General features: G+C 47.8%; 21 protein-coding genes and 2 pseudogenes. 17 read left to right on the top strand and 6 right to left on the bottom strand.

Going from position 1 to position 21099, the window contains the following annotated elements; translation table 11 throughout:
• The first annotated feature begins 1 nt into the window (after position 1).
• Entirely contained in the window at positions 2-1210 is a 1209-nt protein-coding gene (locus tag J4614_RS13590) for an MFS transporter (protein WP_208293208.1), read from the top strand.
• Complete coding sequence (locus J4614_RS13585) at positions 1207-1587, top strand: DUF4440 domain-containing protein (protein WP_001070458.1); 381 nt, start codon at positions 1207-1209, stop codon at positions 1585-1587. The genes J4614_RS13590 and J4614_RS13585 overlap by 4 nt, the downstream gene beginning before the upstream one ends.
• Positions 1588-1642: 55 nt before the next feature.
• On the opposite strand, the gene mutS is transcribed toward J4614_RS13585, so the two are convergent.
• Complete coding sequence (gene mutS / locus J4614_RS13580) at positions 1643-4210, bottom strand: DNA mismatch repair protein MutS (protein ID WP_001005807.1); 2568 nt, start codon at positions 4208-4210, stop codon at positions 1643-1645.
• Positions 4211-4367: 157 nt separating this feature from the next.
• Between mutS and J4614_RS13575 the strand changes: the two genes are divergently transcribed.
• Positions 4368-4889, top strand: a complete 522-nt coding sequence (locus J4614_RS13575) for a cytoplasmic protein (protein WP_208293207.1) — start codon at positions 4368-4370, stop codon at positions 4887-4889.
• A gap of 171 nt (positions 4890-5060) precedes the next feature.
• Here J4614_RS13575 and pphB read toward each other — a convergent pair whose 3' ends face one another.
• Positions 5061-5717, bottom strand: coding sequence for a protein-serine/threonine phosphatase (gene pphB / locus J4614_RS13570; protein WP_023262722.1), 657 nt, complete (start codon positions 5715-5717; stop codon positions 5061-5063).
• Between the two features lie 223 nt (positions 5718-5940).
• On the opposite strand from pphB, the pseudogene J4614_RS13565 reads away from it, so the two are divergent.
• A pseudogene (locus J4614_RS13565) lies at positions 5941-6371 on the top strand (transposase); the annotation flags it as partial.
• A gap of 72 nt (positions 6372-6443) precedes the next feature.
• Here the strand turns inward: J4614_RS13565 and J4614_RS13560 are convergent.
• The 4 genes and pseudogenes from J4614_RS13560 to invH all read right to left on the bottom strand — a co-directional run.
• Positions 6444-6536, bottom strand: a pseudogene (locus J4614_RS13560) (GNAT family N-acetyltransferase); the annotation flags it as partial.
• Between the two features lie 49 nt (positions 6537-6585).
• Positions 6586-6933 (bottom strand): DUF1493 family protein, encoded by a 348-nt coding sequence (locus J4614_RS13555; protein ID WP_001543246.1) that lies wholly within the window; start codon positions 6931-6933, stop codon positions 6586-6588.
• The gene (locus J4614_RS13550; RefSeq protein WP_000381614.1) at positions 6918-7367 is read right to left on the bottom strand and encodes an STM2901 family protein; all 450 of its coding nucleotides are present in this window, start codon (positions 7365-7367) and stop codon (positions 6918-6920) included. Before J4614_RS13550 ends, J4614_RS13555 begins: the two co-directional genes overlap by 16 nt.
• A gap of 431 nt (positions 7368-7798) precedes the next feature.
• A complete protein-coding gene (invH, locus tag J4614_RS13545; protein WP_000715100.1) occupies positions 7799-8242 on the bottom strand; it encodes an SPI-1 type III secretion system invasion lipoprotein InvH in 444 nt (147 codons plus the stop codon).
• A gap of 456 nt (positions 8243-8698) precedes the next feature.
• Here invH and invF point away from each other — a divergent pair, with 456 nt between their 5' ends.
• The 13 genes from invF to spaS are packed head-to-tail and all read left to right on the top strand — an operon-like array spanning position 8699 to position 21098.
• Entirely contained in the window at positions 8699-9349 is a 651-nt protein-coding gene (invF, locus tag J4614_RS13540; protein WP_001674874.1) for a type III secretion system transcriptional activator InvF, read from the top strand.
• Positions 9346-11034 (top strand): type III secretion system outer membrane ring protein InvG, encoded by a 1689-nt coding sequence (invG, locus tag J4614_RS13535; protein WP_000848101.1) that lies wholly within the window; start codon positions 9346-9348, stop codon positions 11032-11034. Before invF ends, invG begins: the two co-directional genes overlap by 4 nt.
• Positions 11031-12149 carry a type III secretion system gatekeeper InvE gene (gene invE / locus J4614_RS13530; protein ID WP_000612171.1) on the top strand — a complete coding sequence of 373 codons (1119 nt, stop codon included), beginning with the start codon at positions 11031-11033 and terminating at the stop codon, positions 12147-12149. The genes invG and invE overlap by 4 nt, the downstream gene beginning before the upstream one ends.
• A 24-nt stretch (positions 12150-12173) precedes the next feature.
• Positions 12174-14231 carry a type III secretion system export apparatus protein InvA gene (gene invA / locus J4614_RS13525; protein ID WP_000927219.1) on the top strand — a complete coding sequence of 686 codons (2058 nt, stop codon included), beginning with the start codon at positions 12174-12176 and terminating at the stop codon, positions 14229-14231.
• A 23-nt stretch (positions 14232-14254) separates the two neighbouring features.
• Entirely contained in the window at positions 14255-14662 is a 408-nt protein-coding gene (gene spaK / locus J4614_RS13520; protein ID WP_001164066.1) for an SPI-1 type III secretion system chaperone SpaK, read from the top strand.
• Positions 14659-15954 carry a SctN family type III secretion system ATPase InvC gene (gene invC / locus J4614_RS13515; protein WP_000856766.1) on the top strand — a complete coding sequence of 432 codons (1296 nt, stop codon included), beginning with the start codon at positions 14659-14661 and terminating at the stop codon, positions 15952-15954. Before spaK ends, invC begins: the two co-directional genes overlap by 4 nt.
• Positions 15932-16375, top strand: coding sequence for an SPI-1 type III secretion system protein SpaM (gene spaM / locus J4614_RS13510; RefSeq protein WP_000555884.1), 444 nt, complete (start codon positions 15932-15934; stop codon positions 16373-16375). Before invC ends, spaM begins: the two co-directional genes overlap by 23 nt.
• On the top strand, positions 16375-17385 hold the full coding sequence (gene spaN / locus J4614_RS13505) for an SPI-1 type III secretion system protein SpaN (protein WP_023212176.1): 1011 nt from the start codon (positions 16375-16377) through the stop codon (positions 17383-17385). The genes spaM and spaN overlap by 1 nt, the downstream gene beginning before the upstream one ends.
• Positions 17385-18296 (top strand): SPI-1 type III secretion system protein SpaO, encoded by a 912-nt coding sequence (gene spaO / locus J4614_RS13500; RefSeq protein WP_000058731.1) that lies wholly within the window; start codon positions 17385-17387, stop codon positions 18294-18296. The genes spaN and spaO overlap by 1 nt, the downstream gene beginning before the upstream one ends.
• Positions 18286-18960: an SPI-1 type III secretion system export apparatus protein SpaP gene (spaP, locus tag J4614_RS13495; RefSeq protein ID WP_000526016.1), complete on the top strand. Its 675-nt coding sequence runs from the start codon at positions 18286-18288 to the stop codon at positions 18958-18960. The genes spaO and spaP overlap by 11 nt, the downstream gene beginning before the upstream one ends.
• A gap of 25 nt (positions 18961-18985) precedes the next feature.
• On the top strand, positions 18986-19246 hold the full coding sequence (gene spaQ, locus J4614_RS13490; RefSeq protein ID WP_000342503.1) for an SPI-1 type III secretion system export apparatus protein SpaQ: 261 nt from the start codon (positions 18986-18988) through the stop codon (positions 19244-19246).
• A 3-nt stretch (positions 19247-19249) separates the two neighbouring features.
• Complete coding sequence (spaR, locus tag J4614_RS13485; RefSeq protein WP_000498965.1) at positions 19250-20041, top strand: SPI-1 type III secretion system export apparatus protein SpaR; 792 nt, start codon at positions 19250-19252, stop codon at positions 20039-20041.
• Entirely contained in the window at positions 20028-21098 is a 1071-nt protein-coding gene (gene spaS, locus J4614_RS13480; RefSeq protein ID WP_000097719.1) for an SPI-1 type III secretion system export apparatus protein SpaS, read from the top strand. The genes spaR and spaS overlap by 14 nt, the downstream gene beginning before the upstream one ends.
• Position 21099: the final 1 nt, after the last annotated feature.

The following is a 21099-nucleotide window of genomic DNA, read 5'->3' as shown; positions in this document are numbered from 1 at the left end:
AATGACGTATCGCAGTAAAGTGGCAGTGGTTTACCTGCTCGGCTTCTTTCTTGATCTGATTAATCTGTTTATTGCCAGCGTGGCTTTTCCTGCGATGTCCGTGGATCTGCATACGTCCATATCGGCGCTGGCATGGGTGAGTAATGGTTATATCGCAGGATTAACGCTGATCGTTCCGTTTAGCGCGTTTCTTTCGCGTTATCTCGGCGCACGACGGCTGATCATATTTTCGCTCATTCTGTTTAGCGTTGCCGCCGCTGCCGCAGGTTTTGCCGATTCCTTACACAGCCTTGTTTTCTGGCGTATTGTGCAGGGGGTGGGCGGTGGCTTATTGATCCCGGTTGGTCAGGCGTTAACCTGGCAACAGTTTAAACCGCATGAACGCGCTGGCGTGTCATCGGTTGTCATGATGGTGGCGCTACTGGCGCCGGCATGTTCGCCTGCGATTGGCGGGCTGCTGGTGGAAACGTACGGCTGGCGCTGGATATTCTTTGCCACGCTGCCGGTGGCCGTTCTTACCTTATTGCTCGCTTATCGTTGGCTGAACGCCGCTTCGACAACAATGGCGTCAGCAAGATTGCTCCATCTGCCGTTGTTGATGGACAAGCTGCTGCGTTTTGCCATGATCGTCTATCTGTGTGTGCCGGGTATGTTCATTGGTATCAGCGTGGTCGGGATGTTTTATCTACAGAACGTCGCGCAGTTATCGCCTGCGGCGGCGGGGTCGCTGATGCTCCCCTGGTCGATCGCTTCATTTGTCGCCATTATGCTTACCGGACGTTACTTCAATCGGCTTGGGCCGCGTCCGCTGATTATCGTCGGCTGTCTTCTTCAGGCCGCAGGGATACTGCTTTTAACTAACGTTACGCCTGCGACATCGCACCGTGTACTGATGATGATATTCGCCTTAATGGGCGCTGGCGGCAGTTTGTGCAGCAGTACCGCGCAGAGTGGCGCTTTCCTGACTATTGCTTGCCGGGACATGCCTGACGCCAGCGCGCTATGGAATCTTAATCGTCAGCTCAGCTTTTTCCTTGGCGCGACGCTGTTGACGCTGCTGTTAAACGCGCTCCAGCGCGTTATGTCGCTTGAGGTTGCTTATCGCTGGACCTTTATTGCCGCCGCCGGTATCACCCTGCTGCCCCTTATTTACGCTGTCTGTCTAAACAATAGACAGGCGCTTCTGTGCCTGAAAAAGGAAAGATCATGAATCCATATAAAGATGAAATTATTCACGCCCATGCGGCGATTGAGAACTGGCTTAGTAAGGGGATGGGTAGCCTGGAGGCGTTGATAGCGCGTTTCGCTGCTGATTTTACGATGATAACGCCAGGCGGTGTTTGTCTGGATTATCCGGCGCTGGGCGCTTTTTTCCAGGCGCAGCGCGCGTGTCGCCCGGGTCTGGTTATCGTGGTTGAGCACATTGACCTTGTGGCGGAGTGGCCGGAAGGCGCCGCGCTGCGTTATCGTGAGCGCCAGCAACTACCGGGCCAGGCCGAGACGGTACGCTGGTCGACGGTCATTTTAAAAAGGGAAAGAGGACGGATAGTCTGGCGTCATTTACACGAAACGACAGTCACAGCCTGAAAAGCCTGTGCTGGCGCGTGGGCCCGATAACGCGGCGCTATCGGGCCCGACACGTTTACACCAGACTTTTCAGCCGATAGATCCACTCCAGCGCCTGGCGTGGCGTCAGGGAGTCCGGATCGAGATTCTCCAGCGCTTCAACGGCAGGCGATGTCTCCTCCGGGGCCGCAAGCAACGACATTTGCGTGCCGTCCACCTGCGTTGCCGCCGCATTGGGCGAGATGCTTTCCAGCTCGCGGAGTTTTTGGCGCGCGCGTTTGATGACTTCTTTAGGGACGCCCGCAAGCGCCGCGACCGCCAGGCCATAGCTCTTACTTGCCGCGCCGTCCTGCACGCTGTGCATAAACGCGATAGTATCGCCGTGTTCCAGCGCATCCAGGTGGACGTTCGCCACGCCTTCCATTTTCTCCGGTAATTGGGTTAGCTCGAAGTAGTGGGTAGCGAACAGCGTTAACGCTTTAATCTTATTCGCGAGATTCTCCGCGCAGGCCCAGGCCAACGACAGCCCGTCATACGTGGAGGTACCGCGCCCGATTTCATCCATCAATACCAGACTGTTTTCTGTGGCATTATGCAGAATGTTCGCGGTTTCGGTCATCTCCACCATAAAGGTCGAACGCCCGGAAGCCAGGTCGTCCGCTGCGCCGACGCGGGTAAAAATACGGTCGATGGGGCCGATTTCCACGTTTTGCGCCGGAACGTAACTGCCGATATAGGCCAGCAGGGCGATCAATGCCGTTTGTCGCATATAGGTACTTTTACCGCCCATATTGGGGCCAGTAATGATCAACATCCGGCGCTGCGGCGACAGATTGAGAGGGTTAGCAATAAACGGCTCATTCAGTACCTGTTCAACCACCGGATGGCGACCTTCGGTAATACGGATACCGGGTTTATCGGTAAATGTCGGGCAGGTGTAATTCAGCGTCCAGGCGCGTTCGGCCAGGTTAACCAGCACATCCAGCTCCGCCAGCGCGTTGGCGCTCTGCTGTAAATCGGCCAGATGCGGCAACAGCAGATCAAACAATTCGTCATATAGCTGTTTTTCCAGCGCCAGCGCTTTGCCTTTCGAGGTCAGAACTTTATCTTCGTACTCTTTTAGCTCAGGAATAATGTAGCGTTCGGCATTTTTCAGCGTCTGGCGACGCACATAATTGATGGGCGCCAGATGGCTTTGACCACGGCTAATCTGAATGTAATAACCATGTACCGCGTTATAGCCGACTTTCAGCGTATCCAGCCCGGTACGCTCGCGCTCGCGAATTTCCAGACGATCGAGATAATCGGTGGCGCCGTCCGCCAGCGCGCGCCATTCGTCCAGCTCTTCATGGTAGCCGGGCGCAATAACGCCGCCGTCGCGGACCAGTACCGGCGGCGCGTCAATAATGGCGCGTTCCAGGAGGTCGCGCAGCTCGGCGAAATCGCCCATTTTTTTACGCAACGCCTGTACCGGCGCGCTGTCAACGGTTTCAAGCTGAGCGTGCAATTCTGGCAGTTGCTGGAAGGCGTGACGCATTCGGGCGAGATCGCGCGGACGCGCGGTGCGCAGCGCCAGACGCGCAAGGATACGCTCCAGATCGCCGACCTGACGCAGCACCGGTTGCAGTTCACTGACGGTGTCCTGCAAGGCGCCGATTGTCTGCTGGCGTTCACGCAATATGTCGGTATTTCGTACCGGCATATGCAGCCAGCGTTTAAGCATTCGGCTACCCATTGGCGTCACGGTACAGTCAAGCACCGCGGCGAGGGTATTTTCGACACCACCGGCCAGGTTCTGGGTAATTTCCAGATTGCGGCGGGTGGCGGCATCCATAATGATGCTGTCCTGCTGGCGTTCCATCGTAATGGAACGAATATGCGGCAGGGAGGTGCGCTGGGTATCTTTTACGTACTGTAACAGGCAGCCTGCCGCACATAATCCACGCGAGGCATTTTCGACGCCGAAACCGACCAGATCCCGCGTACCGAATTGCAGATTTAACTGCTGGCGGGCGGTATCAATCTCAAACTCCCACAACGGGCGACGGCGCAGACCCCGGCGTCCCTCTATTAACGCCATTTCAGCAAAATCTTCGGCATACAACAGTTCAGCGGGATTGGTGCGCTGCAGCTCTGCGGCCATCGTTTCACGGTCGGCGGGTTCGCTCAGACGAAAGCGCCCGGAGCTGATATCCAGCGTGGCGTAACCGTAGCCTTTACCATCCTGCCAGATAGCCGCCAGCAGGTTATCCTGACGCTCCTGTAACAGGGCTTCATCGCTGATGGTGCCAGGCGTAACGATACGCACGACCTTACGTTCAACGGGACCTTTGCTGGTGGCCGGATCGCCAATCTGTTCGCAAATAGCGACGGATTCGCCCTGATTGACCAGTTTCGCGAGGTAGTTTTCTACGGCATGGTGCGGGATACCCGCCATAGGGATAGGTTCGCCAGCCGATGCGCCGCGTTTGGTCAGCGAAATATCAAGCAACTGCGACGCACGCTTTGCGTCGTCATAAAACAGCTCGTAAAAGTCTCCCATACGATAAAAGAGCAGGATCTCCGGATGCTGGGCTTTCAGCTTGAGATACTGCTGCATCATCGGTGTGTGGTTGGAGAAGTCCTTATCAAATGACTCATTCATATTGATTTTACTCGTTTTTTATTCTTTCAAGTGCTCATGTGGCCCCGGGGAAAACCCTTATAAACTCACATAAACCCATAAATTTGTAGCTCACCTGTAGCCTAAAATGTGACAGGTTACATTCTCATCATTCCTGGACTACAACAGGGGTGATACTTTGAAAACAACTCTCAGCCAGCCTTTCATTATCAACAAGTTAAGTATCAATGTTAAGCCTGCACTCAGTCGCTCTGGAAAAATCGTTTTCGAAGCTAACCCAGCTCAAAAACTCTACATTGTTTTCGATGACCACAGAGAAGCTCCTGCTGGTTTCGGGGTAAAAGCCAGTTTGACGAAAAAAACCTACGTAATCCAGCGAAGAGTAGCCTCGTCAGATCGTAATGTCAGTGAGGGTAGGAAGCCAAGTTCTGTCTTGAAAGTAAAAGTTGGAAATGTGTTCGATTTTCCAAATATTGGTGAAACAAGGCAAGTAGCCAGGCAATTAGTTCAGACCATGCTCGCAACAAAGAGAAATCCCAACAAAATTAAGAGGGGAGCGGATGCTTCCAAACTCGAGACTGTAATCAAGATTGTGTTGCATGAAGGCAAGCCGCTCCATTTCGCCACCACGGTTATTGCGCTTTCTTCCGTTAGGTATCTGGAGCTGTGCGATCTTTACTCGTCTCAGGCGATCGAGTAACTACCTGCGTCGGATTACGGCTTCGTTTTTTTGGCCTGCGATCTTAATGCTGAAATGGGCAGAAAAACGCGAAATTTAGACGCTATTACGAATGGGCAATGGTACTTATTGAAGGCTATATCATTGCCCATAATGCAGGGAGGGTTGATATTATATAATTCTATTTCCAGATTACTTTATTTTAAAAAAAGACAGATTGCCTGAACAGAAAGAACCTGTGTCAATGTAGATTTGATTGGCGAATGTTGTTGTGTAGTCAACAATCATATGGCCGAAGATGAAAGTATCCGCACCGCGTATTGGATGGATATTCCCCTGTAACGAACCAAGCAGACGATCGCGTGACCATAGAACGCCATCAATATCAACTTGCTTCCCATAATCGTAGCTGTCATCTGGATAATCGGCATGGGCAATCACGTACTTCTTTGAGGACGTTTCAACCTCTATGATGTGAGGACGCTGCTTAAAAGTTAGTAATAGCTCAGTGGCTTCTTGCCTGTCTTTTTCGGTGACCGAGTCGTACCAGTAACCACCGTTTACATACCAGAAATTGCCATCCTGTGTTTCAAAAGCGTCAAGCGCCATAGCTTCATGATTACCCACTACAGAAATAAACCATGAGGTATTTAACAGTCTCAGTGTTTCAAGGTTTTCTTTTCCTCGATCAATGTTATCTCCAGTGGAGATCAAGAGATCGGTATCAGGAGAGAAATTTAATTGAGCCAGTCTGGTTAACAATAAGGAGTAACATCCATGAATATCACCAACGACCCAAATGTGGCGATAGAGATCGCTGTTGATGTCAGCATAACGAATTAATTCCATGATGTTCCTATAGCACAATTTTGGAGGCTGGTATTATAACAAAGAAGTAGGGTGATATTAATTTTTATTCTTTAAAATACACAGTTATTAAAATAGCCTACAAGCTAGAAATGAATAGATAATATATATTTTATGAATCGGTTAATTAAAGTAGACGATGTGCTTGAAAGATGCACGATTTCTCGCGCAACACTTTACTGATTAATTGCAAAGGCATACTTTCTCGCTCAGCGGCACGACGGATACGCAGGCACTGCCGGGGCTGATTAGCCAGACTCACTGTAAAATCAGGGAAGCCTCGGCTGACGGCGCTTATGACACGCGCTATTGCCATGATGTGTTATTGAGGAAAAAAATCAGGCCGCTAATCCCGCCACGAAGCGGTGCGCGATACTGGCCGGACAAGTAGTACCATGAGCGTAACCACGCGGTGGCGAATCAACATCGGAGCGGCAGCAATGAGGCCTGGAAAAGAAAGTGGGCTATCACCGTCGTTCAGTAGTGGAAACAGCGATGTTCCGTATCAAAACCTTGCTGGGCGGTCATCTGAGCCAGCGGAACTATGACGCGCAGGTGGGTGAAGCGATGGCGATGGTCAAAGCGCTGACCTGGATGACGTTGTTGGCAATGCCGACCAGCGTCAGGCTCGTATAACGAGTGCTCCGGTGGGAGTCCTGTATCCTTATCGTTGGCCGATTCTGAATTATTCAACAAAGCCTCATGTTGTCATAACCTACCAGATGTAGATAAAGTAGCATAAAGCGTTTTAAACGACAGCAACAAGGAAAGGGGTTGATCGTTTAATGATACTGCGCCAAATAACAAAATTCATAGTAATTAACTCCTGATTAATTCGACATATTTTTCATTAATCATAAAGCCATTTCCCAGCTTTCGCTGATTCAGAAAACATTCTGATTGTTAAAGGCTTACGAGTTCGTTCTACATCTTCCCGTTTTAATTTAAACCATCGTGTAAGCAGTGGAGTATTCTCCCAAGGAAAATAACACGACCATTTAACTTGTGATAAATCTACATTAAATTTTTTTTCAAATTTATCCAAAGCTTCATGTAGGTCATCGCCTGGAGCTTCAAATAAATCAGAATCAAGTTCTAAAGGGATTTCTTTCCAATTGCTGTCTAAATATCCGGGAATCTCTTCACGGAAGAGTGTTAACACCTCTTGCTGAATTGTGTCCATCAAAAGGATGTCCATTGTATACGATCTTTAGGGCGTGCTATTAGGTTGTATTTTGCCTGAGTTCTCCTTGATACCTGGTAAATTGAATTCACAAGACCAACCCAACCTAACCATGGAACATATCGTGCTATGACTGCGGCAAGATTATTTGTTTTTCGCATTCTTATACCAACGGGTGTAGGAACTCTAATACCGAAAGGAGTTTGTGCATTTCGTAAAAGCATTCTCCCATACCTGGAGATAACACTTGTCCCTTTGATTGCCTCTCCCGGTTTCGTTCTGGTTTTTAACCACGGTTGCCCGGCGAGGATAGCAGCACCTGACTCAATGCCAATCCCAGGTTCATCACAAAATTGCTCAAGGAAAATTACATCAAATAGTTCACCTGCTGACAGGTTCGATTGTCCGTGGTAGAAGTAGGTTCCGTTTAGTTCTTCTGTCGTATCCATTCAATCACCTTATAGACTGTTTGCCATTCATTCCAGACATCGGGACGTTTCTGCCGCTATACTAGCCTGGTAGTCAATACGCTGTCACAGGTAAAAAGAACGTTATCCGCGAAAAGTGGATGGGATATCGTAAGAATGCCAACATGTGGAGAAAGAGGGGGATGTCAGTTTACCGCGATATACGAGACGATAGTTTGTCAGTATAAGTTTCGGCTATTTTCCCGAGTCTGGGAGGCAGTTCTTTATCGCAAATAAAAAAAGCAGCAGCGAGGTGCTGCTGTATCAAAAAGCAGATTGATAAATGCAACGTAAGAGACAAATGGCCAACCGTAAAAGTGACCATAGCTATAATAATTATATTGATATTAAGTGGCAATGCAAAATATGGTCTTAATTATATCATGATGAGTTCAGCCAACTGTGATATGGCCTTATAAGGCTTGCAGTCTTTCATGGGCAGTAAGTAACGTCTGATATATGCTTAAATTCTTACTTCCGGGTTCAAGTAAAACTTTTTTAAATTCGGTCATGAGTTGCTCTTCATCTTCTTTCGAACGCATGTATTGTGGATGTTCCTGGAAGAAGGTGAGCGCCTGTTCTTTGGTTTGTTTATATTTTTCGCAAAAAATGCTTGAGCTGATTGCGCTATTTTTTGATGCGGAATTATCAGCGTTCTGGTTTGATAATGATTTATTCTTCGCAAGGTCTGACGGCACATACGGAAGAGACTGACACTCATCAATACTATTTGCGTTGGCCAGTTGCTCTTTCTGAGCGCCAGGTTGCTGTACCGGTTTGCTCACGGAGGAAGGGAGGGGCACCTGGGCACAGCCAATCAGTAAAAAGACAGGAAGACAGCTATAAAATTTTTTCATATTAACTCCAACTACAGAAGAATGAGGCACAATGTTTTTACACAACCGTCAGAACGTTATCTGACAATAGTGATAAGGGGGCGAATGCGTTTCAGGAATGCTAGCAAAAAAAACTTCTGATATAAATAATTAATTCTTCATCCCGATGACAATATTTGATTTTTTGCTGCTGCAGAATAATAAGCCAGAATTTATACACTATGAGCTGATTTTCTATTTTAAATTATCAAGCGCTGTGCAAGTGGGCCAATTTAATTAGCGGGTGGCATCAGTTTCATAATGATTGCATCAGGATTTTGCCACTCGCTCCCGGTATTGTTTACATATTAAAATGATTTTTAACTGGTGCTGACAACTATGCTAAATACGCAGGAAGTACTTAAAGAAGGAGAGAAGCGGAAAATCCGCAGCCCGGAAGCATGGTTTATACAGACGTGTTCCGCGCAAAAGCTGCATATGTCATTTTCTGAAAGCCGACACAATGAAAACTGCCTGATTCAGGAAGGCGCGCTGCTTTTTTGCGAGCAGGCTGTTGTCGCACCAGTATCAGGAGACCTGGTTTTTCGACCGTTAAAAATTGAAGTACTCAGCAAATTACTGGCATTTATCGATGGCGCAGGATTAGTGGACACGACATATGCTGAATCCGATAAATGGGTTTTGCTGAGTCCTGAGTTTCGCGCTATTTGGCAAGATCGTAAACGCTGCGAGTACTGGTTTTTGCAGCAAATTATTACGCCTTCTCCGGCCTTCAATAAGGTACTGGCGCTGTTACGAAAAAGCGAGAGTTACTGGTTGGTTGGCTATTTACTCGCTCAGTCAACCAGCGGCAACACGATGAGAATGCTGGGAGAAGACTATGGCGTTTCTTATACCCATTTTCGTCGTTTGTGCAGCAGAGCGTTGGGCGGAAAAGCGAAGAGTGAATTACGAAACTGGCGTATGGCGCAATCGCTGCTGAATAGTGTAGAAGGCCACGAGAACATCACCCAATTAGCCGTTAATCATGGTTACTCATCGCCTTCACATTTTTCTAGTGAGATCAAAGAGCTGATCGGCGTTTCGCCGCGGAAATTATCAAATATTATTCAATTGGCAGACAAATGAAGACACATATTCTTTTGGCCAGAGTGCTGGCATGTGCCGCGCTTGTTCTGGTTGCACCTGGTTATTCTAGTGAAAAAATACCTGTAACGGGAAGTGGGTTTGTTGCGAAAGACGATAGCCTGCGGACATTTTTCGATGCCATGGCGCTACAGCTAAAGGAGCCTGTCATTGTTAGCAAAATGGCGGCACGAAAAAAAATTACGGGCAACTTTGAGTTTCACGATCCTAACGCATTACTGGAGAAGCTTTCCCTACAACTGGGGCTGATTTGGTATTTCGATGGGCAGGCTATCTATATTTATGACGCCAGTGAAATGCGCAATGCCGTGGTTTCTTTACGCAACGTCTCACTCAATGAGTTCAACAATTTTCTAAAACGCTCAGGTTTATATAACAAAAATTACCCGCTACGTGGCGATAACCGTAAAGGAACATTCTATGTTTCAGGGCCACCCGTCTATGTTGATATGGTGGTCAACGCTGCCACCATGATGGACAAGCAAAACGATGGTATTGAGCTGGGACGCCAGAAAATAGGGGTGATGCGTCTGAACAATACCTTCGTGGGCGATCGTACCTACAATCTGCGCGATCAGAAAATGGTTATCCCCGGTATTGCCACGGCCATTGAAAGGTTATTGCAGGGAGAAGAGCAACCCTTAGGTAATATTGTCAGTAGCGAACCCCCGGCGATGCCAGCGTTTTCAGCGAATGGAGAAAAAGGTAAAGCAGCAAATTATGCCGGTGGCATGAGTCTGCAGGAAGCTTTAAAGCAAAATGCCGCGGCGGGCAATATTAAAATCGTGGCCTATCCGGATACCAACAGTTTGTTAGTAAAGGGAACGGCTGAGCAGGTGCATTTTATCGAAATGCTGGTTAAAGCGCTGGATGTCGCCAAACGTCACGTAGAATTATCCCTGTGGATTGTCGATCTTAATAAAAGCGATCTGGAGCGTTTGGGCACTTCATGGAGCGGCAGCATAACTATTGGGGACAAACTTGGCGTGTCATTAAACCAGTCTTCAATAAGTACCCTCGATGGCAGTCGATTCATCGCCGCGGTAAATGCGTTAGAAGAGAAGAAACAGGCGACGGTGGTTTCGCGCCCGGTATTACTGACTCAGGAAAATGTTCCCGCTATTTTTGATAACAACAGAACGTTTTACACCAAGCTGATTGGGGAACGTAATGTGGCGCTTGAGCATGTAACATACGGAACAATGATCCGAGTGCTGCCCCGTTTTTCCGCAGATGGTCAGATAGAAATGTCGCTGGACATTGAAGATGGCAACGATAAGACGCCGCAATCTGATACTACCACCTCCGTAGATGCGTTACCCGAAGTCGGGCGAACGTTAATTAGCACTATTGCGAGAGTTCCGCACGGAAAAAGTTTGCTGGTCGGTGGTTATACACGGGATGCAAATACCGATACTGTCCAAAGTATTCCGTTTTTAGGCAAATTACCGCTTATTGGTAGCCTGTTCCGTTATTCCAGTAAGAATAAAAGTAATGTTGTTCGTGTGTTCATGATTGAACCAAAAGAAATTGTCGACCCGTTAACGCCGGATGCCAGCGAATCGGTAAACAATATTCTGAAGCAAAGCGGTGCCTGGAGTGGGGACGATAAGTTACAGAAATGGGTTCGTGTTTATCTGGATAGAGGTCAGGAGGCAATTAAATGATTCCTGGCTCAACCTCCGGTATTTCATTTTCCAGAATATTGTCCCGGCAGACATCTCATCAGGATGCGACCCAGCATACTGATGCGCAACAGGCGGAAATACAACAGGCCGCAGAGGATTCGTCTCCAGGGGCGGAAGTACAAAAATTTGTCCAGTCGACGGACGAAATGTCAGCGGCGCTGGCGCAATTTCGTAACCGTCGCGATTATGAAAAAAAATCCAGTAATTTATCTAACAGTTTTGAACGCGTGCTGGAGGATGAGGCTTTACCGAAGGCGAAGCAAATATTAAAGCTAATTAGCGTACATGGCGGCGCGTTAGAAGATTTTTTACGTCAGGCGCGTAGCTTATTTCCTGACCCCAGTGATTTAGTCCTTGTGTTACGCGAATTGCTTCGTCGTAAAGACCTGGAAGAGATCGTGCGGAAAAAGCTGGAGTCGTTACTTAAGCACGTTGAAGAGCAAACCGATCCGAAGACCCTCAAGGCAGGGATCAATTGTGCGTTGAAGGCCCGGCTTTTTGGAAAAACATTATCGTTAAAACCAGGCTTATTGCGCGCCAGCTATCGGCAATTTATCCAGAGTGAATCACATGAAGTGGAGATTTACTCTGACTGGATAGCCAGTTATGGCTATCAACGTCGACTGGTGGTACTGGATTTTATTGAGGGTTCGCTATTAACCGATATTGACGCGAATGACGCCAGCTGTTCGCGTCTGGAGTTTGGTCAGCTTTTACGACGCCTGACGCAACTCAAAATGTTGCGCTCCGCTGATCTACTGTTTGTGAGTACATTGTTGTCGTATTCGTTTACCAAAGCGTTTAATGCGGAGGAGTCGTCGTGGCTACTACTGATGCTTTCGCTATTGCAACAGCCACATGAAGTGGATTCGCTGTTAGCCGATATTATAGGTTTGAATGCGTTATTGCTTAGTCATAAAGAACATGCATCCTTTTTGCAGATATTTTATCAAGTATGTAAAGCCATACCCTCTTCACTCTTTTATGAAGAATATTGGCAGGAAGAATTGTTAATGGCGTTACGTAGTATGACCGATATTGCCTACAAGCATGAAATGGCAGAACAGCGTCGTACTATTGAAAAGCTGTCTTAATTTAATATTAACAGGATACCTATAGTGCTGCTTTCTCTACTTAACAGTGCTCGTTTACGACCTGAATTACTGATTCTGGTACTAATGGTGATGATCATTTCTATGTTCGTCATTCCATTGCCTACCTATCTGGTTGATTTCCTGATCGCACTGAATATCGTACTGGCGATATTGGTGTTTATGGGGTCGTTCTATATTGACAGAATCCTCAGTTTTTCAACGTTTCCTGCGGTACTGTTAATTACCACGCTCTTTCGTCTGGCATTATCGATCAGTACCAGCCGTCTTATCTTGATTGAAGCCGATGCCGGTGAAATTATCGCCACGTTCGGGCAATTCGTTATTGGCGATAGCCTGGCGGTGGGTTTTGTTGTCTTCTCTATTGTCACCGTGGTCCAGTTTATCGTTATTACCAAAGGTTCAGAACGCGTCGCGGAAGTCGCGGCCCGATTTTCTCTGGATGGTATGCCCGGTAAACAGATGAGTATTGATGCCGATTTGAAGGCCGGTATTATTGATGCGGATGCTGCGCGCGAACGGCGAAGTGTACTGGAAAGGGAAAGCCAGCTTTACGGTTCTTTTGACGGTGCGATGAAGTTTATCAAAGGTGACGCTATTGCCGGCATCATTATTATCTTTGTGAACTTTATTGGCGGTATTTCGGTGGGGATGACCCGCCATGGTATGGATTTGTCCTCCGCCCTGTCTACTTATACCATGCTGACCATTGGTGATGGTCTTGTCGCCCAGATCCCCGCATTGTTGATTGCGATTAGTGCCGGTTTTATCGTGACTCGCGTAAATGGCGATAGCGATAATATGGGGCGGAATATCATGACGCAGCTGTTGAACAACCCATTTGTATTGGTTGTTACGGCTATTTTGACCATTTCAATGGGAACTCTGCCGGGATTCCCGCTGCCGGTATTTGTTATTTTATCGGTGGTTTTAAGCGTACTCTTCTATTTTAAATTCCGTGAAGCAAAACGTAGCGCCGCCAAACCTAAAACCAGTAAAGGCGAGCAGCCGCTCAGTATTGAGGAAAAAGAAGGGTCGTCGTTGGGACTGATTGGCGATCTCGATAAAGTCTCTACAGAGACCGTACCGTTGATATTACTTGTGCCGAAGAGCCGGCGTGAAGATCTGGAAAAAGCTCAACTTGCGGAGCGTCTACGTAGTCAGTTCTTTATTGATTATGGCGTGCGCCTGCCGGAAGTATTGTTACGCGATGGCGAGGGCCTGGACGATAACAGCATCGTATTGTTGATTAATGAGATCCGTGTTGAACAATTTACGGTCTATTTTGATTTGATGCGAGTGGTAAATTATTCCGATGAAGTCGTGTCCTTTGGTATTAATCCAACAATCCATCAGCAAGGTAGCAGTCAGTATTTCTGGGTAACGCATGAAGAGGGGGAGAAACTCCGGGAGCTTGGCTATGTGTTGCGGAACGCGCTTGATGAGCTTTACCACTGTCTGGCGGTGACGCTGGCGCGCAACGTCAATGAATATTTCGGTATTCAGGAAACAAAACATATGCTGGACCAACTGGAAGCGAAATTTCCTGATTTACTTAAAGAAGTGCTCAGACATGCCACGGTACAACGTATATCTGAAGTTTTGCAGCGTTTGTTAAGCGAACGTGTTTCCGTGCGTAATATGAAATTAATTATGGAAGCGCTCGCATTGTGGGCGCCAAGAGAAAAAGATGTCATTAACCTTGTGGAGCATATTCGTGGAGCAATGGCGCGTTATATTTGTCATAAATTCGCCAATGGCGGCGAATTACGAGCAGTAATGGTATCTGCTGAAGTTGAGGATGTTATTCGCAAAGGGATCCGTCAGACCTCTGGCAGTACCTTCCTCAGCCTTGACCCGGAAGCCTCCGCTAATTTGATGGATCTCATTACACTTAAGTTGGATGATTTATTGATTGCACATAAAGATCTTGTCCTCCTTACGTCTGTCGATGTCCGTCGATTTATTAAGAAAATGATTGAAGGTCGTTTTCCGGATCTGGAGGTTTTATCTTTCGGTGAGATAGCAGATAGCAAGTCAGTGAATGTTATAAAAACAATATAAGGGCTTAATTAAGGAAAAGATCTATGCAACATTTGGATATCGCTGAATTAGTTCGTTCCGCACTGGAAGTAAGTGGTTGCGATCCTTCATTAATTGGAGGAATAGATAGCCATTCAACAATTGTTCTGGATTTATTTGCATTGCCAAGTATCTGTATCAGCGTCAAGGACGATGATGTATGGATCTGGGCGCAATTGGGTGCTGACAGCATGGTGGTATTACAACAGCGGGCTTATGAAATCTTAATGACCATAATGGAAGGATGCCATTTTGCCCGCGGCGGGCAATTACTACTGGGGGAGCAGAATGGGGAGCTAACGCTTAAAGCCTTAGTGCATCCGGATTTTTTATCTGACGGTGAAAAGTTCTCTACTGCCTTGAATGGGTTTTACAACTATCTGGAAGTTTTTAGTCGGTCGCTAATGAGATGAAAACACCTCGTTTACTGCAATATCTGGCCTACCCACAAAAAATAACCGGCCCAATTATTGAGGCGGAATTGCGCGATGTAGCCATTGGCGAACTGTGTGAAATACGCCGTGGCTGGCACCAAAAACAGGTTGTTGCACGTGCGCAGGTGGTTGGCTTACAGCGGGAACGCACCGTGCTAAGTCTTATCGGCAATGCCCAGGGGCTGAGCCGCGATGTCGTGCTTTATCCCACTGGACGTGCGTTATCGGCGTGGGTGGGATACTCGGTATTAGGCGCGGTGTTGGATCCGACGGGGAAAATCGTTGAGCGTTTTACCCCTGAAGTGGCGCCGATTAGCGAAGAACGCGTTATTGATGTCGCACCGCCTTCTTACGCTTCGCGCGTTGGCGTCCGTGAACCGCTGATTACCGGTGTGCGCGCGATTGACGGGTTATTGACCTGTGGCGTAGGCCAGCGAATGGGCATTTTTGCCTCCGCAGGATGCGGTAAGACCATGCTGATGCATATGCTGATCGAGCAAACGGAGGCGGATGTCTTTGTTATCGGTCTTATCGGTGAACGAGGCCGCGAGGTCACTGAATTCGTGGATATGTTGCGCGCTTCGCATAAGAAAGAAAAATGCGTGCTGGTTTTTGCCACTTCCGATTTCCCCTCGGTCGATCGCTGCAATGCGGCGCAACTGGCGACAACCGTAGCGGAATATTTTCGTGACCAGGGAAAACGGGTTGTGCTTTTTATCGATTCCATGACCCGTTATGCGCGTGCTTTGCGAGACGTGGCACTGGCGTCGGGAGAGCGTCCGGCCCGTCGAGGTTATCCAGCCTCCGTATTCGATAATTTGCCCCGCTTGCTGGAACGCCCCGGGGCGACCAGCGAGGGAAGCATTACTGCCTTTTATACGGTACTGCTGGAAAGCGAGGAAGAGGCGGACCCGATGGCGGATGAAATTCGCTCTATCCTTGACGGTCACCTGTATCTGAGCAGAAAGCTGGCCGGGCAGGGACATTACCCGGCAATCGATGTACTGAAAAGCGTAAGCCGCGTTTTTGGACAAGTCACGACGCCGACACATGCTGAACAGGCATCTGCCGTGCGTAAATTAATGACGCGTCTGGAAGAGCTCCAGCTTTTCATTGACTTGGGAGAATATCGTCCTGGCGAAAATATCGATAACGATCGGGCGATGCAGATGCGGGATAGCCTGAAAGCCTGGTTATGCCAGCCGGTAGCGCAGTATTCATCCTTTGATGACACGTTGAGCGGTATGAATGCATTCGCTGACCAGAATTAAAGTATTGCAGCGGCGCTGTACGGTATTTCATTCACAGTGTGAGTCGATATTACTTCGCTATCAGGATGAGGACCGCGGGCTGCAGGCCGAGGAGGAGGCGATCCTTGAACAAATAGCGGGTCTGAAATTGTTATTAGATACGCTGCGTGCAGAAAACAGACAGCTCAGTCGTGAGGAAATTTATACGTTATTACGTAAGCAGTCTATTGTTCGCCGGCAGATAAAAGATTTAGAACTCCAGATTATACAAATTCAGGAAAAACGGAGCGAGCTGGAAAAGAAAAGGGAAGAGTTTCAGAAAAAAAGTAAATATTGGTTGCGCAAAGAAGGGAACTATCAACGCTGGATAATCCGTCAGAAAAGACACTATATCCAGCGAGAGATACAGCAGGAAGAGGCCGAGTCAGAGGAGATAATTTAATGGGCGATGTGTCAGCTGTCAGTTCATCCGGGAACATTTTACTGCCGCAGCAGGATGAGGTTGGCGGTTTATCAGAAGCATTAAAAAAAGCGGTGGAAAAACATAAGACAGAATATTCCGATCATAAAAAAGATCGCGACTATGGCGATGCTTTCGTAATGCATAAAGAAACGGCTTTACCGGTATTGCTGGCGGCATGGCGACATGGCGCGCCAGCGAAATCAGAACATCACAATGGCAACGTTTCTGGTCTGCATCATAACGGAAAAGGCGAACTCAGGATTGCTGAAAAACTGTTGAAAGCCACTGCTGAAAAATCTGTCGGTTTAATTTCTGCGGAGGCCAAAGTAGATAAATCCGCAGCGTTGCTATCGTCTAAAAATAGGCCGTTAGAAAGCGTAAGTGGTAAAAAATTATCTGCTGATTTAAAAGCTGTGGAATCCGTTAGTGAAGTAACCGATAACGCCACGGGAATCTCTGACGATAATATCAAGGCATTGCCTGGGGATAATAAAGCCATCGCGGGTGAAGGCGTTCGTAAAGAGGGCGCGCCGCTGGCGCGGGATGTCGCACCTGCCCGAATGGCCGCAGCCAATACCGGTAAGCCTGACGATAAAGATCATAAAAAGGTTAAAGATGTTTCTCAGCTTCCGCTGCAACCAACCACTATCGCCGATCTTAGCCAATTAACCGGCGGCGATGAAAAAATGCCTTTAGCGGCGCAATCAAAGCCGATGATGACTATTTTTCCCACTGCCGATGGCGTGAAAGGGGAGGATAGCTCGCTGACTTACCGTTTTCAGCGCTGGGGAAATGACTATTCCGTCAATATTCAGGCGCGGCAAGCAGGGGAGTTTTCGTTAATACCGTCAAATACGCAGGTTGAACATCGTTTGCATGATCAATGGCAAAACGGTAATCCCCAGCGCTGGCACCTGACGCGAGACGATCAACAAAATCCGCAGCAGCAACAGCACAGACAGCAATCTGGCGAGGAGGATGACGCCTGATGTCATTGCGTGTGAGACAGATTGATCGTCGCGAATGGCTATTGGCGCAAACCGCGACAGAATGCCAGCGCCATGGCCAGGAAGCTACGCTGGAATATCCGACGCGACAGGGAATGTGGGTTCGGTTGAGCGATGCAGAAAAACGGTGGTCGGCGTGGATTCAACCTGGGGACTGGCTTGAGCATGTCTCTCCCGCTCTGGCGGGGGCGGCGGTTTCTGCTGGCGCTGAGCACCTGGTCGTTCCCTGGCTTGCTGCAACAGAGCGACCGTTTGAGTTGCCCGTGCCGCATTTGTCCTGTCGGCGTTTATGCGTAGAGAACCCCGTGCCGGGAAGCGCGCTGCCGGAAGGGAAATTGTTGCACATTATGAGCGATCGGGGCGGCCTGTGGTTTGAATATCTTCCTGAACTGCCTGCAGTCGGGGGCGGCAGGCCGAAAATGCTGCGTTGGCCGTTGCGCTTTGTAATCGGTAGCAGTGATACGCAGCGTTCGTTGCTGGGCCGAATCGGGATCGGAGATGTACTCCTGATTCGTACTTCCCGTGCGGAAGTTTATTGCTACGCGAAAAAGTTAGGTCATTTCAACCGTGTTGAAGGGGGAATTATTGTGGAAACGTTAGATATTCAACATATCGAAGAAGAAAATAATACAACTGAAACTGCAGAAACTCTGCCTGGCTTGAACCAATTGCCCGTCAAACTGGAATTTGTTTTGTATCGTAAGAACGTTACCCTCGCCGAACTCGAAACCATGGGGCAGCAGCAGCTATTATCACTGCCGACCAATGCTGAACTTAACGTTGAAATTATGGCGAATGGTGTTTTGCTGGGTAATGGCGAACTGGTACAGATGAATGACACCTTAGGCGTTGAGATCCATGAATGGCTGAGCGAGTCTGGTAATGGGGAATGATATCTCATTAATTGCCTTACTGGCATTTTCCACCCTGTTGCCATTTATTATTGCGTCAGGAACCTGTTTCGTTAAATTTTCTATTGTATTTGTCATGGTGCGTAACGCCCTGGGATTGCAGCAGATACCTTCAAATATGACGCTTAACGGCGTCGCATTGCTGCTTTCTATGTTTGTTATGTGGCCCATAATGCATGATGCCTACGTCTATTTTGAGGACGAAGATGTCACCTTTAATGATATTTCGTCATTAAGTAAACACGTTGATGAAGGTCTGGATGGTTATCGCGATTATCTGATCAAATATTCAGATCGCGAGTTAGTTCAGTTTTTTGAAAACGCGCAACTGAAGCGTCAGTATGGAGAAGAGACCGAGACGGTAAAGCGTGACAAAGATGAAATTGAAAAGCCATCAATATTTGCGTTATTACCTGCTTATGCGCTGAGCGAAATAAAAAGCGCGTTTAAAATTGGTTTTTATCTCTATTTGCCCTTTGTTGTCGTCGACCTGGTGGTATCCAGCGTGCTACTGGCGCTGGGGATGATGATGATGAGTCCGGTGACGATATCTACACCTATTAAGCTGGTGCTTTTTGTCGCGCTTGATGGCTGGACATTACTGTCTAAGGGATTGATTTTACAGTATATGGACATTGCAACATGACATCATTACGAGACGGGATAGTTAAATGGATGATTTAGTGTTTGCAGGTAATAAGGCGCTCTATCTTGTTTTGATCCTGTCAGGGTGGCCGACGATTGTCGCAACGATTATCGGCCTCCTGGTAGGGTTATTCCAGACGGTAACGCAATTACAGGAACAGACTCTGCCTTTTGGCATTAAATTACTTGGCGTGTGTTTGTGCTTGTTTTTACTGTCTGGCTGGTATGGCGAAGTTTTACTCTCTTACGGGCGTCAGGTGATATTCCTGGCGTTGGCTAAGGGGTAAAAAATGTTTTACGCGTTGTACTTTGAAATTCATCACCTGGTTGCGTCTGCGGCACTAGGGTTTGCTCGCGTGGCGCCGATTTTTTTCTTCCTGCCGTTTTTGAATAGCGGGGTATTAAGCGGCGCGCCGAGAAACGCCATTATCATCCTGGTGGCATTGGGAGTATGGCCGCATGCATTGAACGAGGCGCCGCCGTTTTTATCGGTGGCGATGATCCCGTTAGTTCTGCAAGAAGCGGCGGTAGGCGTCATGCTGGGCTGTCTGCTGTCATGGCCTTTTTGGGTTATGCATGCGCTGGGTTGTATTATCGATAACCAGCGAGGGGCAACGCTAAGTAGCAGTATCGATCCGGCAAACGGCATTGATACCTCGGAAATGGCTAATTTCCTGAATATGTTTGCCGCTGTCGTTTATTTACAAAACGGCGGTCTGGTCACGATGGTTGACGTGTTAAATAAAAGCTATCAGCTATGCGATCCGATGAACGAGTGCACGCCTTCATTACCGCCGCTATTAACGTTTATTAATCAGGTGGCTCAAAACGCGTTGGTTCTGGCCAGTCCGGTGGTATTAGTGCTGTTGCTGTCAGAAGTATTCCTGGGTTTATTGTCGCGCTTTGCTCCGCAAATGAACGCCTTTGCGATTTCACTGACGGTAAAAAGCGGTATTGCTGTTTTAATTATGCTGCTTTATTTCTCCCCGGTACTACCGGACAATGTACTGCGACTCTCTTTCCAGGCCACAGGATTAAGCAGTTGGTTTTACGAGCGAGGGGCGACGCATGTCCTCGAATAAAACAGAAAAACCGACTAAAAAACGGCTGGAAGACTCCGCTAAAAAAGGCCAGTCATTTAAAAGTAAAGATCTCATTATCGCCTGCCTGACGCTGGGAGGAATTGCCTATCTGGTGTCGTATGGCTCATTTAATGAGTTTATGGGGATAATTAAGATCATTATTGCGGATAATTTTGATCAGAGCATGGCTGACTACAGTTTGGCCGTTTTTGGGATAGGGTTAAAATATCTGATTCCATTTATGCTGCTCTGCTTAGTGTGTTCCGCATTACCGGCGTTATTACAGGCCGGTTTTGTGCTGGCGACAGAAGCATTAAAACCTAATTTATCGGCGTTAAACCCGGTAGAAGGGGCGAAAAAACTTTTTAGTATGCGAACGGTTAAAGATACGGTCAAAACCCTACTGTATCTCTCATCCTTTGTGGTGGCCGCCATCATTTGCTGGAAGAAATATAAGGTTGAAATCTTTTCTCAGCTAAATGGCAATATTGTAGGTATTGCCGTCATTTGGCGTGAGCTTCTTCTCGCGTTGGTATTAACTTGCCTTGCTTGCGCATTGATTGTCTTATTATTGGATGCTATTGCGGAATATTTCCTGACCATGAAAGATATGAAAATGGATAAGGAAGAAGTGAAGCGTGAAATGAAGGAGCAGGAAGGGAACCCAGAGGTTAAATCTAAAAGACGTGAAGTTCATATGGAAATTCTGTCTGAACAGGTGAAATCCGATATTGAAAACTCACGCCTGATTGTTGCCAACCCCACGCATATTACGATCGGGATTTATTTTAAACCCGAACTGATGCCGATTCCGATGATCTCGGTGTATGAAACGAATCAGCGCGCCCTGGCCGTCCGCGCCTATGCGGAGAAGGTTGGCGTACCTGTGATCGTCGATATCAAATTGGCGCGCAGTCTTTTCAAAACCCATCGCCGTTATGATCTGGTGAGTCTGGAAGAAATTGATGAAGTTTTACGTCTTCTGGTTTGGCTGGAAGAGGTAGAAAACGCGGGCAAAGACGTTATTCAGCCACAAGAAAACGAGGTACGGCATTGAG

Source organism: Salmonella sp. 32031103-2018-00083-FB-01-SM-01 (assembly GCF_017571995.1).
GTDB lineage: Bacteria > Pseudomonadota > Gammaproteobacteria > Enterobacterales > Enterobacteriaceae > Salmonella > Salmonella enterica.
Note: the sequence above shows the minus strand (reverse complement) of the source record. Positions and strands in the feature narration are given on the sequence as shown.

Excerpts from the sequence above, each read along its gene's own strand:
- mutS (WP_001005807.1), bottom strand. The coding sequence starts at position 4,210 with ATGAATGAGTCATTTGATAAGGACTTCTCCAACCACACACCGATGATG.
- spaP (WP_000526016.1), top strand. The coding sequence starts at position 18,286 with ATGGGGAATGATATCTCATTAATTGCCTTACTGGCATTTTCCACCCTG.
- spaO (WP_000058731.1), top strand. The coding sequence starts at position 17,385 with ATGTCATTGCGTGTGAGACAGATTGATCGTCGCGAATGGCTATTGGCG.
- pphB (WP_023262722.1), bottom strand. The coding sequence starts at position 5,717 with ATGGAATTAATTCGTTATGCTGACATCAACAGCGATCTCTATCGCCAC.
- spaN (WP_023212176.1), top strand. The coding sequence starts at position 16,375 with ATGGGCGATGTGTCAGCTGTCAGTTCATCCGGGAACATTTTACTGCCG.
- invF (WP_001674874.1), top strand. The coding sequence starts at position 8,699 with ATGTCATTTTCTGAAAGCCGACACAATGAAAACTGCCTGATTCAGGAA.
- J4614_RS13585 (WP_001070458.1), top strand. The coding sequence starts at position 1,207 with ATGAATCCATATAAAGATGAAATTATTCACGCCCATGCGGCGATTGAG.
- J4614_RS13555 (WP_001543246.1), bottom strand. The coding sequence starts at position 6,933 with ATGGACATCCTTTTGATGGACACAATTCAGCAAGAGGTGTTAACACTC.
- invC (WP_000856766.1), top strand. The coding sequence starts at position 14,659 with ATGAAAACACCTCGTTTACTGCAATATCTGGCCTACCCACAAAAAATA.
- J4614_RS13590 (WP_208293208.1), top strand. The coding sequence starts at position 2 with ATGACGTATCGCAGTAAAGTGGCAGTGGTTTACCTGCTCGGCTTCTTT.
- J4614_RS13550 (WP_000381614.1), bottom strand. The coding sequence starts at position 7,367 with ATGGATACGACAGAAGAACTAAACGGAACCTACTTCTACCACGGACAA.
- invH (WP_000715100.1), bottom strand. The coding sequence starts at position 8,242 with ATGAAAAAATTTTATAGCTGTCTTCCTGTCTTTTTACTGATTGGCTGT.
- spaQ (WP_000342503.1), top strand. The coding sequence starts at position 18,986 with ATGGATGATTTAGTGTTTGCAGGTAATAAGGCGCTCTATCTTGTTTTG.
- spaR (WP_000498965.1), top strand. The coding sequence starts at position 19,250 with ATGTTTTACGCGTTGTACTTTGAAATTCATCACCTGGTTGCGTCTGCG.
- spaS (WP_000097719.1), top strand. The coding sequence starts at position 20,028 with ATGTCCTCGAATAAAACAGAAAAACCGACTAAAAAACGGCTGGAAGAC.
- spaM (WP_000555884.1), top strand. The coding sequence starts at position 15,932 with ATGCATTCGCTGACCAGAATTAAAGTATTGCAGCGGCGCTGTACGGTA.
- invG (WP_000848101.1), top strand. The coding sequence starts at position 9,346 with ATGAAGACACATATTCTTTTGGCCAGAGTGCTGGCATGTGCCGCGCTT.
- invE (WP_000612171.1), top strand. The coding sequence starts at position 11,031 with ATGATTCCTGGCTCAACCTCCGGTATTTCATTTTCCAGAATATTGTCC.
- spaK (WP_001164066.1), top strand. The coding sequence starts at position 14,255 with ATGCAACATTTGGATATCGCTGAATTAGTTCGTTCCGCACTGGAAGTA.